14 protein-coding genes are annotated in these 14543 nt (G+C 66.1%); 2 read left to right on the top strand and 12 right to left on the bottom strand.

Features of this window, described 5'->3' with window-relative positions:
- Nucleotides 1–12: 12 nt before the first annotated feature.
- Entirely contained in the window at nt 13–1221 is a 1209-nt protein-coding gene (gene hemW / locus FB473_RS08635; protein ID WP_167166494.1) for a radical SAM family heme chaperone HemW, read from the top strand.
- 78 nt (nt 1222–1299) lie between these two features.
- Here the strand turns inward: hemW and FB473_RS08630 are convergent, their stop codons facing one another.
- The 12 genes from FB473_RS08630 to FB473_RS08575 form a co-directional block, all read right to left on the bottom strand.
- Nucleotides 1300–2172, bottom strand: coding sequence for an ABC transporter substrate-binding protein (locus tag FB473_RS08630; RefSeq protein ID WP_167169342.1), 873 nt, complete (start codon nt 2170–2172; stop codon nt 1300–1302).
- Between the two features lie 346 nt (nt 2173–2518).
- Complete coding sequence (locus FB473_RS08625; RefSeq protein WP_167166492.1) at nt 2519–3307, bottom strand: ATP-binding cassette domain-containing protein; 789 nt, start codon at nt 3305–3307, stop codon at nt 2519–2521.
- Entirely contained in the window at nt 3304–4476 is a 1173-nt protein-coding gene (locus FB473_RS08620; protein WP_167166491.1) for an ABC transporter permease, read from the bottom strand. The genes FB473_RS08625 and FB473_RS08620 overlap by 4 nt, the downstream gene beginning before the upstream one ends.
- Before the next feature lie 45 nt (nt 4477–4521).
- Nucleotides 4522–5538 (bottom strand): transporter substrate-binding domain-containing protein, encoded by a 1017-nt coding sequence (locus FB473_RS08615; RefSeq protein WP_208390490.1) that lies wholly within the window; start codon nt 5536–5538, stop codon nt 4522–4524.
- A 14-nt stretch (nt 5539–5552) separates the two neighbouring features.
- Nucleotides 5553–6368 (bottom strand): amino acid ABC transporter ATP-binding protein, encoded by an 816-nt coding sequence (locus tag FB473_RS08610; RefSeq protein ID WP_167166487.1) that lies wholly within the window; start codon nt 6366–6368, stop codon nt 5553–5555.
- Nucleotides 6365–7288, bottom strand: a complete 924-nt coding sequence (locus FB473_RS08605) for an ABC transporter permease subunit (RefSeq protein ID WP_208390489.1) — start codon at nt 7286–7288, stop codon at nt 6365–6367. Before FB473_RS08605 ends, FB473_RS08610 begins: the two co-directional genes overlap by 4 nt.
- 82 nt (nt 7289–7370) lie before the next feature.
- Nucleotides 7371–7514, bottom strand: coding sequence for a hypothetical protein (locus FB473_RS08600; protein WP_167166483.1), 144 nt, complete (start codon nt 7512–7514; stop codon nt 7371–7373).
- Between the two features lie 52 nt (nt 7515–7566).
- A complete protein-coding gene (locus FB473_RS08595) occupies nt 7567–8568 on the bottom strand; it encodes a PLP-dependent cysteine synthase family protein (RefSeq protein WP_167166481.1) in 1002 nt (333 codons plus the stop codon).
- Nucleotides 8569–8668: 100 nt separating this feature from the next.
- On the bottom strand, nt 8669–9079 hold the full coding sequence (locus FB473_RS08590; RefSeq protein WP_167166479.1) for a NifB/NifX family molybdenum-iron cluster-binding protein: 411 nt from the start codon (nt 9077–9079) through the stop codon (nt 8669–8671).
- Between the two features lie 8 nt (nt 9080–9087).
- Complete coding sequence (locus tag FB473_RS08585) at nt 9088–10458, bottom strand: nitrogenase component 1 (RefSeq protein WP_167166477.1); 1371 nt, start codon at nt 10456–10458, stop codon at nt 9088–9090.
- Nucleotides 10458–11936, bottom strand: a complete 1479-nt coding sequence (locus tag FB473_RS08580; RefSeq protein ID WP_243863874.1) for a nitrogenase component 1 — start codon at nt 11934–11936, stop codon at nt 10458–10460. Before FB473_RS08580 ends, FB473_RS08585 begins: the two co-directional genes overlap by 1 nt.
- Nucleotides 11937–11985: 49 nt before the next feature.
- Entirely contained in the window at nt 11986–13176 is a 1191-nt protein-coding gene (locus FB473_RS08575; RefSeq protein WP_167166475.1) for an ROK family protein, read from the bottom strand.
- A 483-nt stretch (nt 13177–13659) separates the two neighbouring features.
- Between FB473_RS08575 and FB473_RS08570 the strand changes: the two genes are divergently transcribed.
- The gene (locus tag FB473_RS08570) at nt 13660–14511 is read left to right on the top strand and encodes a DUF3097 family protein (RefSeq protein ID WP_167169335.1); all 852 of its coding nucleotides are present in this window, start codon (nt 13660–13662) and stop codon (nt 14509–14511) included.
- Nucleotides 14512–14543 lie beyond the last annotated feature (32 nt).

Raw genomic sequence — 14543 nt, 5'->3', positions numbered from 1 at the left:
GAGGCTGACAACGTGCCCGGTCCGCTGCCCGAAGGTGATCCGGTTCCTGCCGACGGGACGCTGCCGGCCTCCGCATTGGTGCAGGTCGCGCGTCGTCCCCTCGGGTTCTACGTCCACGTGCCCTTCTGCCGCGTGCGCTGCGGGTATTGCGACTTCAACACCTACGTGCTCGACCAGGCGGGGACCCGGGGGCCCGGTGACTGGCTCACGGCGGCGCACGCCGAGATCGACCTCGCGTCCCGGGTGCTGGGGGAGCAGGCCCCGCCGGTGTCGACCGTCTTCTTCGGTGGTGGTACCCCGACCCTGATGAGCCCGGCTCAGCTCGGAGGGCTGGTCTCCCACATCGCCGAGCGGTTCGGACTGGCCGACGGCGCCGAGGTGACCACGGAGGCCAACCCGGAGACCGTCGGCCCGGCCGAGCTGGAGGGCCTGCTGGCGGTCGGCATCAGCCGCCTGAGCCTGGGCATGCAGTCGGCGGTGCCCCATGTGCTGGCGACCCTCGACCGCGTGCACACACCTGGACGCGCCCTGGAGGTGGTCGCGGAAGCGCGATCGGCCGGGTTCCGCAGCGTCAGCCTCGATCTCATCTACGGCACTCCGGGGGAGTCGCTCGACGACTGGAGAGCCTCGCTGGAGGCCGCGGTGTCGTCCGGGGTGGAGCACGTCTCGGCGTACGCGCTGGGCATCGAGCCCGGCACGGCCATGGGACGCAGGGTGGCGCGCGGCGAACTGGCACCCACCGACGACGACGTGCAAGCCGACATGTATCTCGAGGCCGAGCGCGTGCTGACCTCGGCCGGGTTCGCCAACTACGAGGTGAGCAACTGGGCGACAGGTCCCGAGCACCAGGCCCGTCACAACCTCGGCTACTGGCTCGGGCACCACTGGTGGGGGGTCGGGCCGGGAGCCCACTCGCACGTGGGCGGCGTCCGCTGGTGGAACGTCAAGCTGCCCGCGCAGTACACCGCGGCCCTGAGCGCCGGGCGAAGCCCAGGACAGGCGCGCGAGGTGCTGGACGACGAGTCGCGCCGCGTGGAACGCGTTCTGCTGGAACTACGGCTGGCCGACGGACTGCCGCTCGACGTGCTCACCGCCAGGGAGCGGGCCCGGCTCGACGGATTCGGTGCGCGCGGCCTGGTGACTGTGGCGTCCGGACGCGTCCGGTTGACCCTGCAGGGCAGGTTGCTCGCGGATGCCGTGGTGCGCGACCTGCTCGACTGACATTCGGGGACGCTCGTCGCGTCCCCGATAGCGCCTCCCGCGTCGTCACTCGGACGTCGGCTCCGGCCGGGGTCGGCGTCACAGACCGATGTCCACCACCAGGTTGTCCCTGAACTGTTCGGCGTCGAGGTCTGCCGACAGGTACCCGACGTCCTTCAGAGCCTGCGCGAAGTACAGGGCGTCTTCCTCGGCCTGGGCGATCTGGGTGGCAGGTTCGTGCTCGGCATGTGCGCTGTAGTGGTAACTGGTGAGCAGCGTGACCAGCAGGTCCTTGTCGGCCGATGCGATGTAGGCCTCGTGTTGGCTGGTGTCGGTGACGATGGTGGCGGTCTCCTCCGGGTTCGCCGCGATCCACGAGATCGCCCGGTACCAGCCGCGCAACAGTGCGGAGACCGCTTCCGGCCGTTGCTCGATGGCCTGACCGGAGGCGTACAGGAAGCAGCAGAAGCGGCCGCCGAACAACGGATGGGTGCTGATATCGACGAGCACACGGAACCCGGCCTGTTCGGCGATCGTCGCGAACGGATCCCAGGCACCGATCGCGTCGACCTCGCCTCGGGCGGCGACTTCCTGAAGTGTGCTCGCGTCGTAGGGAGCGAACGTCACCTCACCGGCGGACTCGGCCGGGTTGATGCCCGCGTCGCTCAGCGAGATCGAGGTGATGGCCCAGGGGGAGCCGCCGACCTCGTCCACGCCGATCTTCTTTCCCCGCAGATCGGCCACCGTCTGGACGGGGGAATCAGGAGGCACGAGCAACTTGATGCACCCCTCGTGCAGACCGCCGATGATCTTGAGATCCAACCCCTGCTCGACGGCCGGGAAGAACTGGAAATCGCCGTTGGCCACCAGGTATTCGCCACCGGCCAGGCCGTCCTTCGACTGCTGGAAGGTGCCGCTGACCAACTCGACGTCGATACCCTCCTCGGCCCAGAAACCCTTGTCCTTGGCGATGTAGGAGGGTGAGCCGCAGAGCCCTCCGCCGAGTGCCTGAAGCTTCGTGGAGCCGAGCGGGAACTCCGACGAGCTTGCCGCGGCGCCCTCCGTCGAGCCGGAAGAGGCCCCTGCGGTCGAGTCTGATGGTGTTCATGTCATGTCCTTTTCGGTGTTCGTGCACGATCTGTGCGGGAAAGAGCGGCTGTGCGTGTCGGTGCTGGGGGTGGAAAGGCGAGATGGGCCGACCTGGCGGTGGCGGCCGGCGAAGGGTCGATCTCGGGCAATGCCCGTCAGGCGGCGGAGGGCACGATGCGGGGCCGACATCGCGGTCTCCGCGCGGGCCGGCCGACGGCCCGATGCTGTGTCACTGGGCGCTCCCGGCGAGTACGGAGGTGGGCGTGCCGCTCGTGCTGAGCTTCAACTGTTCGAGGATGTGGGCCCTGAGCCTGAGGAAGCCTGCCTCGCCGCGCGCCCGCGGGCGCTCCAACTGGACGTCGATAACCTCGCTGACCCTACCCGGACGAGGCGTCATGATGACGATCCGGTCGCTCAGATAGATCGCCTCGTCGATGTCGTGGGTCACCAGCACCATCGTTGAGGCGAGCCGCTGCCACAGTTCGAGCAGCTTGTCCTGGAGCTCGATGCGGGTGAAGGAGTCGAGGGCACCCATCGGCTCGTCGAGCAGAAGCACCCGGGGCTCGTTGATGAGCGCGCGGGCGATGGCCACTCGCTGGGCCATGCCTCCCGAGAGCTGGTGAGGATAGGCGTGAGCGAAGTCCGAGAGACCGACCATGTCGACGAACTCGCGCACCCTGGCCTTCTGCTGTGAATACACGCCCCGGGCCTTGAGCCCGGTGGCGATGTTGGCCTCCACCGTGGCCCATGGGAACAAAGCGCCCTGCTGGAAGACGTAGCCGCGCTCGTGGCTCGGCCCTGTGACCGGCTCGCCGTCCACCTCCACGGATCCTTGTTGCGGAGAGTCGAGCCCGGCCACCAGGCGCAGCAGGGTCGTCTTCCCGCAGCCGGACGGCCCGATGAGGCTCACGAACTCTGTCTCGCCGACGTGCAGGGAGACGTCGTCCAGAGCGTGCGTCTGTTTGTCGTCGGCGGTGTAGATGCGTGACACATGCCGCAGATCCACGAGCGCGCTCACGGTTGCACCAGCCCTTTCTGCCAGCGCAGGACGCGGTTCTTGACGCGCTCGATGATCGCCAGGATCACGGTGAAGACGATGAACATGATGATGATCGCCGCATAGACCTGGTAGTACTTGCTGAAGGTCTTCGAGTAGTTGATGAAGTACCCCAGGCCGGCGGTGGCGCCCATCATCTCCGCCGCCACCAGCGTCAGGAACGACATGCTCGTCGCCATGCTGATCCCGGTGAAGATGCTGGGCATCGCATGCGGAATCGCGACGTGGAACAGCAGGAAGCTGTCCTTGGCGCCAAGGGTTCGGCTGACTTCGTACAAGGCGGTGGGGGTCGATGCCATGCCCTGGCAGATCATCAACGCGATGACGAACCACGAGGCGATGACCAGCAGGAATGTCATCGCGACGGGCGCAGGCTTGAGAAGCACCGTCGCTATGGGCATCCAGGCAGTCGCGGGGACGACGCCTGTGAACTTGAGGATCGGATACAGCCAGTAGAACCACTGGCGATACCAGCCGATCAGAATGCCGGTGCCGATTCCGGCTATCGTGCCGAGCCCGAGCCCTATGGCGAACAGGCGGCTGGAGGCCAGGACGTGACCCAGGAGGTTCTCCCAGTTGCGGGGCACATAATCCAGGATCGTCACGGGTCCGGGGAAATAGGGCGGCTTCATGACGAAGAGCTTGGAGGTCAGCAGATCCCACACGCCGATCGCCAGCGCTCCGGCGAAGACGAACTGTGCCTTGTGGAAGAACCGTCTGCCCAGACGCGGGAAACGTAACAGGAACGGGTACAGGGCGACCAGAGCCAGACCGATGGCGGCTAGGAGTATCCGGTAGTTCCTGGGATCCAGTGGATAGTCCTGCGAGAAATCCTCGCCACGCACGAGACCCGGCAGATTGTCCGGGACGAGGAAGCTGGCCGCCAGCGAGATGCCGAAGCCGGCGACGGCGACCCAGTACCAGACTCGTGAGCCGGCCTTCCAGTGGACAGGGTCGGTGCTTTCTCGGACGGCCGCGCGATCGCGTGGCCGGTGACGCTCGCTCGGCGTGTCCGCGGAAGCGTGGCGTATGGTCCGTTCTCGCCGAGCGTCCGTACCGGTCGTTCCGGGGTCGACGATCGGGGTGGACGCTGCGGGACTCGTGGTGTCCACGGAGCTAATCGCCCCCATGTGCGTTCCTCCTGAGGTGTGGTGTGTCTGTTGCCCTGCGTCCGGTTACTTCGTTGACTCGGGCAGGCCGGGCGGGTTGATCTGCGAGGAGTCGACGGCTTCGGCCTCCAGCCCCCAGCGCTTGAGGATCTCCTGGTACTGGCCACCCTCGATCGCCTTGTTCAGCACGATGTTCACCGCTTCGATCAGGCCGTTGTCCTTCTTGGTGCCGGCAGCGATCGGTGCCGACTCGGGCCAGCCCCCGTCGACGGTGCCGACCAGCTTCGTGTCACCGGTCGAGGCAGCGTTGAACGCGCCCGTGGCATTCGGCCCGAAGATCGCGTCGGCGCGCCCGGACGCGACGGCCAGCGTCCCGGCCGCGTTGTCGTCGTAGTACTGGAGTTCTGCCGGGGCCTTGCCGTCGGCCTCCAACGAAGCGTTCCAGTTCAGCAGGATCTTCTCCTGGTTGGTCGCCGAACCGACCACGATGGTCAGACCGGATATGTCGTCGGCTGACTCGAGCTTGGTGATCTCGCTGTCCTGCCGCACATAGAACCCCAGGAGATCCTTTCGGTAACTGGCAAAGTCGTAGAGTTCCTTGCGCTCCTCCGTGACGGTCACATTCGACGTGACCAAGTCGTACTTGCCCGACTGGATTCCCAGCGGCCAGTCGGACCACGAGGTAACCGCCTGCTGGTACTCCAGGCCCAGGCCTTCGGCGATGAGCGCCCCGAAATCGGCCTCGGAACCGATTCGAGTCTGGTTGTCGTCGGAGGCGAGCAAGCCCAGCGGTGCCCCGCCCGACCCAGCCGTTCCGACCACCGTGAGTTTGCCGGCCTCGATCGGTTGGAATCCGCTCGCTTTCAGCGCCTCCACGGCCTCGGGGACCGCTCCGATGTGAGGACGTCCCTCAACGTTCTTGGATGTGAGGTCGAACTCTACGGCCGCGGCGACTTGTTGCTCGGTGCTCACCTGGTCGGATTCACGTATGTTGGTGATCGCGTAGGCGACCCCGCCGGCTGCCACTACGACCACGAGCGCGGTCGCGACCAGTAGCCCGATCTGTCTCTTGTTGATTGCCACGATATTCCTCCTTGTCATCGCACTTTGGCGATGAACTCCTGTGCCCTGTGGTGCCGCGGATGGTCCAGGACTTGTTCAGGAGTGCCTTCCTCCAGGACTTCGCCATGGTCCAGGAACACGATTCGATCCGAGATCTCGCGTACGAACCCGATCTCGTGCGTCACGATGATGAGCGTGGTTCCCTCGTGGGCGAGATCGCGGATCACGTCCTCGACCTCGCCCACGAGCTCGGGGTCCAAGGCGCTGGTCGGTTCGTCGAAGAGCAACACCTTCGGATGCAGCGCGAGCGCCCGCGCGATGGCGACCCGTTGCTGCTCCCCGCCCGACAGCTGCCGTGGATAGTGGCCGGCATGGTCGGCAAGCCCGACTCTTTCGAGAAGCTGCAGGGCCTCGATACGCGCCTGGGTCTTTGCGACGCGGCCAAGGTCCACCGGAGCCTCGGTCACGTTCTGGAGGGCCGTCAGGTGCGGGAACAGGTTGAAGTTCTGGAAGACGAGCCCGACCTCCGTACGACGTTTCAGCACGTCGCGCTCCGGCAGTTCGTGGAGGCGACCGCCCTTGCGCTCGTAGCCGATGTACGTGCCGTCGACGGTGACCGACCCGCGATCGACCGTCTCCAGATGGTTGATTGTGCGCAGCAATGTCGATTTGCCTGATCCCGACGGCCCGATGATGCCGACGACTTCGCCCGGGTCCACGGTCAGGCTCACCCCCCTGAGCACGAGGGTCTGCCCGTAGGACTTCCAGACGTTCTCGACGACAACCTGACCGAGGCCCTCGTGACGGGCAGTTGGAACTGGCGTCTCTCGACGCAACCGCACGGAGGTCATGAGTCGTGCCCCTTCTCGGTGGCGGTGGACGGCGGGCTGTCGCCCAGTCGCCGCCAGAGCGCCGCGACCGCCTGGCGGAAGCGTTGTGGTGGCGTGAGTGGTAGCTCACGCACCGAACCCCGGGCGTACCGCCGCTCGATGTAGAACTGCGCGATCGTCAGTGCGGTGGTGACGATCGCATACCACGCGACGGCGACCAGTAGCAGGGGAATGATGCGCTGGTTGCGGCCGTAGATCACCTGCACGGTGTAGAACAGCTCCGGAAGGGCGACGATGAAGCCGACCGAGGTCTCCTTGACCTGCCCTACCAGGCTGTTGAAGAAGTTGGGCAGGATGGCGCGGGCCGCTTGCGGCAGGATGATCCGGAAAAACCGTTTGCGGCGAGGAAGCCCGAGCGCCGCTGCGGCCTCGAGTTGCCCCTGATCGACCGAGATGATGCCGGCGCGGATGATCTCGGCGGAGTAGGCGGCTTGATTGAGCGTGAGCCCTACGGCGACCGCGGCGAATCCGGTGAACAACTGAACCGTGGGGAACGAGACCAGCCAGAAATCCTCGGTGAACGGTGTGCCCAGGCCGAGGGTCGGATACAGGTATCCCAGGTTGTACCAGACCAGGACCTGGACCAGTACGGGCACCGAACGGAACAGCCAGATGTACCACCACGCGACCGTGGCGAGCAGAGGTGAGCCTGACAGCCGGAACGTCGCGAGAGCGGTGCCCAACACGAACCCGCCGGTGATCGAGATGACGGTGAGGAGCAACGTGTTCACCAGACCGCGAAGCACCGCGGGGCTGAGGAAGTACTCGGCGAAGACCCCCCACTCGTAGCGCGAATTGGTGATCAGCGACCACAGGAACTGTGCGACCAGGAAAGCAACGAGTGCCGATGCGATCCAGCGCCCCCAGTGCCGAATCGGCACGACGGCGAGTGGCTCGGATGAAGGGGACGGTGAGTGGTCGCGCACCAGAGGCGCCGTCGGCCCGTGGGATGTCGTCAGGCTCTCACTGATCACTGACATCTGTTCCTCCCCGTTCCACCTTGTCAAGATCGGATTGCTGGGTGCTGCCGAGGGTCTGCGCCACCAGCGCGGTACGTGCTCGGCCATTCGCGCCCGCGCCGTGCCGGACGATGTTGTTTGTTCCCATGTGCTGCTCCTCGCAGTGAGGTGCCGACAGCCCGTGAGGGTGCGGCGCCTGGTTATTCGGCCGCCGCGCCGACGAGTTGTTCGGCGGGCACCCGATCGTCGTCGTCGTAGATTCCCGCCGACAGGTAACGTTCGCCGGAGTCCGGGATCACGACGACGATCGTCTTCCCGGCGTTCTCGGCACGCTGTGCGAGCAGCGTCGCCACATGCACGATTGCTCCGGCGGAGGTTCCGGCCAGTAGGCCCTCCTCCCTGGCGAGGGCACGCGATGCGGCGAAGGCGTCATCGGTCTCCAGGGCGACGATCTCGTCGAGCAGCGCTCTGTCGAGGTTGTCCGGCAGTTGCTGGGGCAGTGCCTCGGTGACGTTGTGGACGCCGTCGATCTCCTTGGGGTACGGATTCTCGGGAGTGGGAACCGATCCCAGCCCGGGTTCTGCGGCGACGACCCGCACCGATGGCTTGTGTTCCTTCAGGTAGCGTCCGGCTCCGCTCAACGTGCCCCCGGTGCCGACACCACCGACGAGGATGTCGACCTGGCCGTCGGTCGCCTGCCAGATCTCGGGCCCGGTCGTCTCGTAGTGAAAACGCGGGTTCACCGGATTGGACAACTGGTCGGCGAAGAACGCCCCGGGGTTCTCCTCCTGGGCGCGAGTGCGTAGCAGTACGAGGGCGTCGGGGTCGAGGAAGAAGGTGTTGGGCACCTTGACGATCCGTGCACCGAAAGCCCTGAGCAGCGCGAGCTTGTCGGGGCTGATGTTGTCGCTGGCGTAGAAAATGGACGTGTAGCCCCTCGAGGCGGCGATCGCACCGAGTGCGATGCCGGTGTTCCCGCTGGTGACGTCGACGATCTCGCCCCCTGGATGCAACAGGCCGCGTTCCTCGGCGTCGCGGATGATCGCCCAGGCGATCCGATCCTTGACGCTGCCCACCGGGTTCCGGGTCTCCAGTTTGGCGAGGATTCTGGCGTTCAGGCCTCGGTGGGCGCCGTAGCGGCTCAGCTCGAGCAGGGGCGTGTCGCCGATGAGGTCGGTGAGAGTGGTGACCAGCTGACTCATGGGAGTTCTCCTTGCGTGTGATGTGGTTTGGGTGTGACAAAGCGCGGAGGCAGCAACCGGGCCCTGCAGCAGACCCTGTGCCTCGATCGAACTTCGGGTATCAGGCGTCGGGACAACAGGCGCGGGCCGCGCGGGCGTGCGACCGGCCGACGACGTACTTGTTGAGCTGCGGGATCACAGCGTCGAGGGTGCCGTCCGTCTCGAGCGTGTCGATACCGTGACGCAGCAGGACCGCCTGCGGTTTGCGGCCGATGGCGACGGTGAGCAGATAGCGGCAATCCGCCAGCAACTCGCCGGTGCGTCCCAAGCGCTCGATGTCGGTGCCGATGCAGGTCACCGATCGTCCGGTTTCTCCCTCTGCGGCGTCGACGGCCGGAGCGCGGCGTCGTCCCTCGGTCCTCGTCTCGCCCCGGTCACTGTCGACCACGAGGACGAGGAAATCGCTCACCTCTGCGAAATGTTGGTCGATGTGGATGCCATCGCTGCTGGCCACCGCGATTCGGTACTCCATCGCGTGTCCTACTGCTTGTTCCTGGTCAGCGTGGTGTCGGCGATGTCGCCGGCCTTGAAGATGCTCGTGTAGACGTCCTCCATGAGCCGCAGCCCACCGCGGTAGCCCGCGTAGCTGCGGTCGATCACGACGTCGTTGGTGATGGGCAGGCTGAGGTGGAGGCTGAGGTTGCCGGTCTCGCGGGCGAGGTAGTCCTCCCACGTGCTCCCGAGGATGAGAGCTTTGGTCGAGCCGTGGAGGCGGGTTCTGATGCTGTCCTGGATCGCGCGCCCGTCGATCTCGAAACGCGGGACCGGGTCACCGTCGCCCAGGTCGGCCACAATGTCCGACAAAGCCTGGCGGATGTCGCTCTGGCGGTTCTCGGGAGGGTCGTCGGTCAGGTAGATGCCTTCGGGCACGAAGCCGAGTTCGTTGACCAGGAACGCCGTCGCGCCCAGCGCGTACGCGCTGTCACCCACCACGTAGAGCTCGGAGGGAATCATGTTGCGGTAGTCCGCGACGAAATCAGCGGTAGAGACGAAGTAGTCGTAGAAGACGAGTTCCTCGTGGGCGATGAACTCCTCGACAGGCCCGGCCGGGAGCCCGGCGAAGTCCGCGATCGTCCGCAGCGTCTTCCCGGTCAGTTCCGGGCCGATCGGCAAGAAGGGCAGATGCAGGTACGGCGTGCCGTACTTCTTCTCCGCCAACTCGGCCGCGTCGAGACCGACCCATGGCGACAGCACGAGGTTGAATTGGGCGTTCGGAAGGTCACGCCACTCGGAGATTCCGGCGGAGCCTGCCCCGAACAGGATGTTGACCTGCAGCCCGATGCCCTCGAGGACGCGTTTGATCTCGGCCAGGTCGCCTCGCCAGAAGGGATTCTGTGGGGGCACCGAAGCGAAGACGTTGACCAGCCCGGGTCGCACGGCGGGGGTGACGTCCCCCACGAACTGGTCGATGATCTCATGCACGACGATCTCGTGCCCGACATAGCTGTTCCCCCGGAACCCGGGGGTCTCGGCGCCGATCACGGGGTGCCCGTCGCGGGCATACTGCTGGGCGACCCTGACCACGTCGTCCCCGATGAGCCCCGAGGTGCACCCTGACAAGATGACGAACAGGTCTCCGTCGAGCACCCGCAAGGCGTTCCCGACGAATCGCTCGAGCTTGGGCTCACCCCCGAAGACCACGTCGGTCTCGCCGGTGTTGGTGCTGCTCACAGCGCCCCCGCCGCCGTATCCCTCGCCCTGGAAGCCCGCGTTGGTCGCCGAGAACGCGAAGACCTTCCCGGAGCAACCCGGGCCTGCATGCACCACGGGAAGGGCTCTCGGGATTGCCAGCACGGTCTGCTGGCCCGCGAGCGCGCACGAGAACCGGGGCTGCTCGATGTAGCCGCCCATCAGGCCACCGGCTCGCTGCTGAGGAGGAAGGGATCGTTCTGAGCCATCCACCACTCGCTGTAGGGGTGCCGGTGGTGCCTGGCGATGTTCTGGAAGATCCGGCGGGTCCGCCAAGCGGTGAGCAGGCGCTCTCCGAGCTTGATGAGCCCGTCGTACCCCGCGCTGATGTTGACGTCCCCGTCCTGGATGGTGGGGATGCCGAGCTTCGCCCCGATGACAGCCATGTTCGTGTGGCGCACGATGAGAATGTCCGGCTGCAGGTCCTTGAGCACCTTGACCATCTGGAAGGGCTGCTTGTCGCACACCGAGAAGTTGCCGATGTCTCCCTTGGACGCCACCAGCTGTCCGAGGCTGTCCGCCTCTTCCAGCCCGCCGTCGGTGGTCTGGTCGTGGTGAAACGTGTTGACACCGATCAGATCGAGGCCGAGATCCAGCAGCATGTTCGAAATGCTGTGGGCGTATGAATCGCCGGCGAAGATGTAGACGCGCCGACCGGCGAGTTGGGCGCGCATAGTCTCCAGGAGCGGTTCCAGACGCTTGTGCTCGCTCTCGATGACCTGCTCGGCGAGTTCCTCGCGATCGGTGATCCGGGCGATCTCGCGCAACCAGGCGTCCGTCCAGCTGATGCCGAAGGGCGGTGGCGATCTCACCTCGGGCACGCCGAACTCCTGCTCCAGCGCCTTGGCCGGGTAGGTGGCCAGCGTCTCGCAGATGTGGGCGGTGCAGGCCGCCTCCGACATTCTCGACAAGGTCTCCACGTCGGCCAGGGAGATGACGTAGTTCGCCCGCAGATCCAGTTTTCCCAGCAGGGGGGTGAACGTGTCGCTGCCCTCGAAGTTGAACACGTTGACGAGATCGGGCTGCTTCTTGCGCGCCGGTTTGACGATCTGGCGCAGGATGCCGTGGAAAGTCGCGTCGATGCCGGAAATCCAGATCTTGGACCTGAATCCTTCGCAGAAGACGGGGATGACGGGAATCCCGAGCTCGTCCTGGAGTTCGCTCGTCACAGCCTCGATGTCCTCGCCGATGATGCCTGCCGCGCACGACGACAGTACGAATATGGCGTCGGGAGAGAACCGGCGCTTGGCCTCCCGCACCGTCGCGCGCAGTTTCTCGGCGCCGCCGTACACCGTGTCGGACTCCGAGAGGTTGGTGCTCAGCACGTTCACCGACTGATCCGGCAGCCCGCGTGCCGCGTTGGCCACGTTGATGCCCATGGCGGCCGAAGCCGGTTGGGCACAGCCGATCGGCGAATGCTCGACCACCGCGGCTCCCCGAACGTTGTAGGCGATGCCCGCGCAACCCTGCTGGCAGGTGCTGCACTGCTCGAAGCCGCGTTCGTGGTTCACGAGGCTGAAGTTCTTCGATCGCCGACTCAGGTCGCGCGCGGTTCCGTTGTACGACACCGTCGCCCGGAGTCGTTGCTCGCGCACCTCGACCTCGGGCAGATCCAGCCTCACCGGGTGGGCCATTGCCATGGTGCTCACCAGAATTCCTTGGATGTTGGGGGTTGACTTGATCGGAAGACTAGGTGGCGGTCCTCCGGTGAGGTCGAGTTGCTTCCGCCGTGAAAACAAGATCCTCGGAGTCGTCCTGCTCCAGCGCGCTCGTGACCGCGATCGGGTCCTCGTAGATCGGCCGGAGTGCGACCGAGCACGCGGCGGCCGCCTGCACGATATCGGCGTCGTCGGGAATCACCAGGTCGATCGGCCCTAGGGCGGTCGATCCCCGAAACCCGCGTAGAAGCATCGCCCTGGCGCTGGGAGCGTCCGGGACCGCCTGACCGAGCAGGACGATCCGGTCGGGGGCCTGCATGTCTCGCACGAGCGCCACCGCGCGGCCCATCAGAGCAGCCCGCTCCTGCATGATGGCGAAGGCTCCCCGGTTGCCGGTGCGTGCGGCAGCCTCCAACTCGTCGATGCTGGGTGTGGAGATGATCCCGGCCTGCACGGCTCGTGCCACGACGGCGCGCTCGCCCACCGAGATCCCGAAGCATCCGGTCCGGCCACACGGGCAGCGGAATCGCGACCCGGTGGGCACGTGAGTGAGGTCGGCGACGCGCGAGATCTCGGTTCGTGTGCCGTCGGAGAGCACCATGGCGAACCCGGACACGTTGCGTGCGTAGATGTAGCAGGACTGGCCCGGTGGGGGCTGGCGCCGCGTCAGTTCGGCGTCCACGATCGCCTCGATCTGATCGCCCGTGGCCACCGGTACGCCGAAGGCGGTGTGCACTTTGCGTGCGACGGGAATGCGCGACAGGCCGAGGGCGTGCCACGGTGCGACCAGGCCCGCGGACAGCAGTTCGCGGTCGAGAAACTCGTTCAGCAGGCGTCCCGCTGCGCGAGAAATCAGCCCGATCGGTTGCGCGGAGCAGTCCGCATTGCGGATGGACAACTGTGCGAGTATCTGGCCGCGCAGGTCGCCCGCCGCGATGGTGATCATCTCACTGCCCAGATGCACCCCGATGCAGACGTGGCGGTCCTCGACGAGGGCGAGGGGAATCGCGGGGCGTCCTCGGCCTCCCCAGGCGGCGTTGTCGCGCAACTCGCGGACCAGCCCGGCGCGGATGAGCGCCGAAGTCGTCCGTGTGACCGACGCCGGGCTGAGTTTGGTACGCCGCCCGAGGTCTTCGCGCAGAAGGGCGGGCTCGGTGCGGAGCGCCTCGAGAATCCGTGTCGCACCGGAAGAGGAGTGACCGCGGTCATTGACTGAAGTCAATGTGGCTACGTGGTTCGTATGGTTCCCGCTGTTCGCGGGGGATGAAGCTGACGAGATGAGGGTCATGTCGGGTGAGCTTTCGCAGGAGAAGCCAACATGGGAAGCAGCAGGCCGAGCCAGAGCCGGGGTTCTCGAAGAACCGCTACCACGCTCCGGTGGCCGTATGCCCTGCGACAGCCGATCCAGTGGCACGTGCTCCGGCCGCTGCGTGCTGGTTTCGGGGGTCCGACGCGATGAGGAAGAGGGTCAGCGAAGCCGACAACAACAGGCACGCGGGCGCACACAGCGCCGTACCCCGGCGAGCGGGGTATCTCTGTGCGACAAGCTCCCCATGGGGCCCTCCAAGCAGGCTGACCGTGCCAACAGGTTTCGGTTGAGAAGTGAGGCTAGCAGACACCGGGTGCGCGGATCACCAGGTCGGCGCGCGCCTGGCCCCATGCCCAACAGGTCGCGGGTAACCTCGCGCAGGTGAGCAATCGACCCATGGACAGGTACGGACGCGATGTGCTCGATCCGCGGACCCAGCGGGCGGCGCGTCCCCGAACGGTCGACGTCCCCATGGAGATCGGCATGGTGGTGGAGGATCCGGCGTCGGGGTATGTGGGCGAGATCATGGGCTGGGAGAACGGTCTGGTCATCCTGGAGGACCGCCACGGCAAGCGGCGGGCGTTCCCCGTCGGCCCGGGGTTCTGGCTCGACGGCAAGCCGGTGGCATTGCGGATACCTCCACGCACGGGCTCGACCACCCGCTACACGGCGTCGGGGTCGCGGGTCGGCGACCCCGGTCGTCCCGCGAAGGTGGCTCTGCCGAGTCGCATCTATGTGGAGGGACGCCACGACGCCGAACTGGTGGAGAAGATCTGGGGATCCGACCTCAGGCATGTCGGAGTCGTCGTCGAATATCTGGGCGGCATCGACGACCTCGTGAGCATCGTGGCCGAGTTCCGGCCTGAGAAGGGACGACGCCTGGGGGTTCTGGTGGATCACCTCGTCAGCGGCACTAAGGAACAGCGAATCGCCGCAGAGGTTGCGCGCGGCGGGTACGGGGACGTCGTCCGGATCGCGGGTCATCGCTTCATCGACATCTGGCAGGCGATCCGGCCCGAGGTGCTCGGCATCAAGGCGTGGCCGGAGGTTCCCCGCGATGTCGACTTCAAGAAGGGGACTCTCGCGGCACTGGGCATGCCTCATCACGACCAGATCGACATCGCCAATGCGTGGAAGGCAATGCTGGGACGCGTACGGACTTTCCGCGACCTCGATCCCGATTTCACCCGGGAGGTCGAGAAACTCATCGACTTCGTCACCCAGGATCACCTGGACGAGATCGACTGAGACAAAAGGCGTCACCGGGGCAGGTGATCCAA

This window comes from Brooklawnia cerclae (assembly GCF_011758645.1).
In the GTDB taxonomy this organism is placed as follows: Bacteria; Actinomycetota; Actinomycetes; order Propionibacteriales; family Propionibacteriaceae; genus Brooklawnia; species Brooklawnia cerclae.
This window is presented reverse-complemented; position numbering and strand designations above follow the sequence as displayed.

Excerpts from the sequence above, each read along its gene's own strand:
- FB473_RS08585 (WP_167166477.1), bottom strand. The coding sequence starts at position 10,458 with ATGGGCGGCTACATCGAGCAGCCCCGGTTCTCGTGCGCGCTCGCGGGC.
- FB473_RS08570 (WP_167169335.1), top strand. The coding sequence starts at position 13,660 with ATGGACAGGTACGGACGCGATGTGCTCGATCCGCGGACCCAGCGGGCG.
- FB473_RS08590 (WP_167166479.1), bottom strand. The coding sequence starts at position 9,079 with ATGGAGTACCGAATCGCGGTGGCCAGCAGCGATGGCATCCACATCGAC.
- FB473_RS08600 (WP_167166483.1), bottom strand. The coding sequence starts at position 7,514 with ATGGGAACAAACAACATCGTCCGGCACGGCGCGGGCGCGAATGGCCGA.
- FB473_RS08595 (WP_167166481.1), bottom strand. The coding sequence starts at position 8,568 with ATGAGTCAGCTGGTCACCACTCTCACCGACCTCATCGGCGACACGCCC.
- FB473_RS08580 (WP_243863874.1), bottom strand. The coding sequence starts at position 11,936 with ATGGCAATGGCCCACCCGGTGAGGCTGGATCTGCCCGAGGTCGAGGTG.
- FB473_RS08620 (WP_167166491.1), bottom strand. The coding sequence starts at position 4,476 with ATGGGGGCGATTAGCTCCGTGGACACCACGAGTCCCGCAGCGTCCACC.
- FB473_RS08610 (WP_167166487.1), bottom strand. The coding sequence starts at position 6,368 with ATGACCTCCGTGCGGTTGCGTCGAGAGACGCCAGTTCCAACTGCCCGT.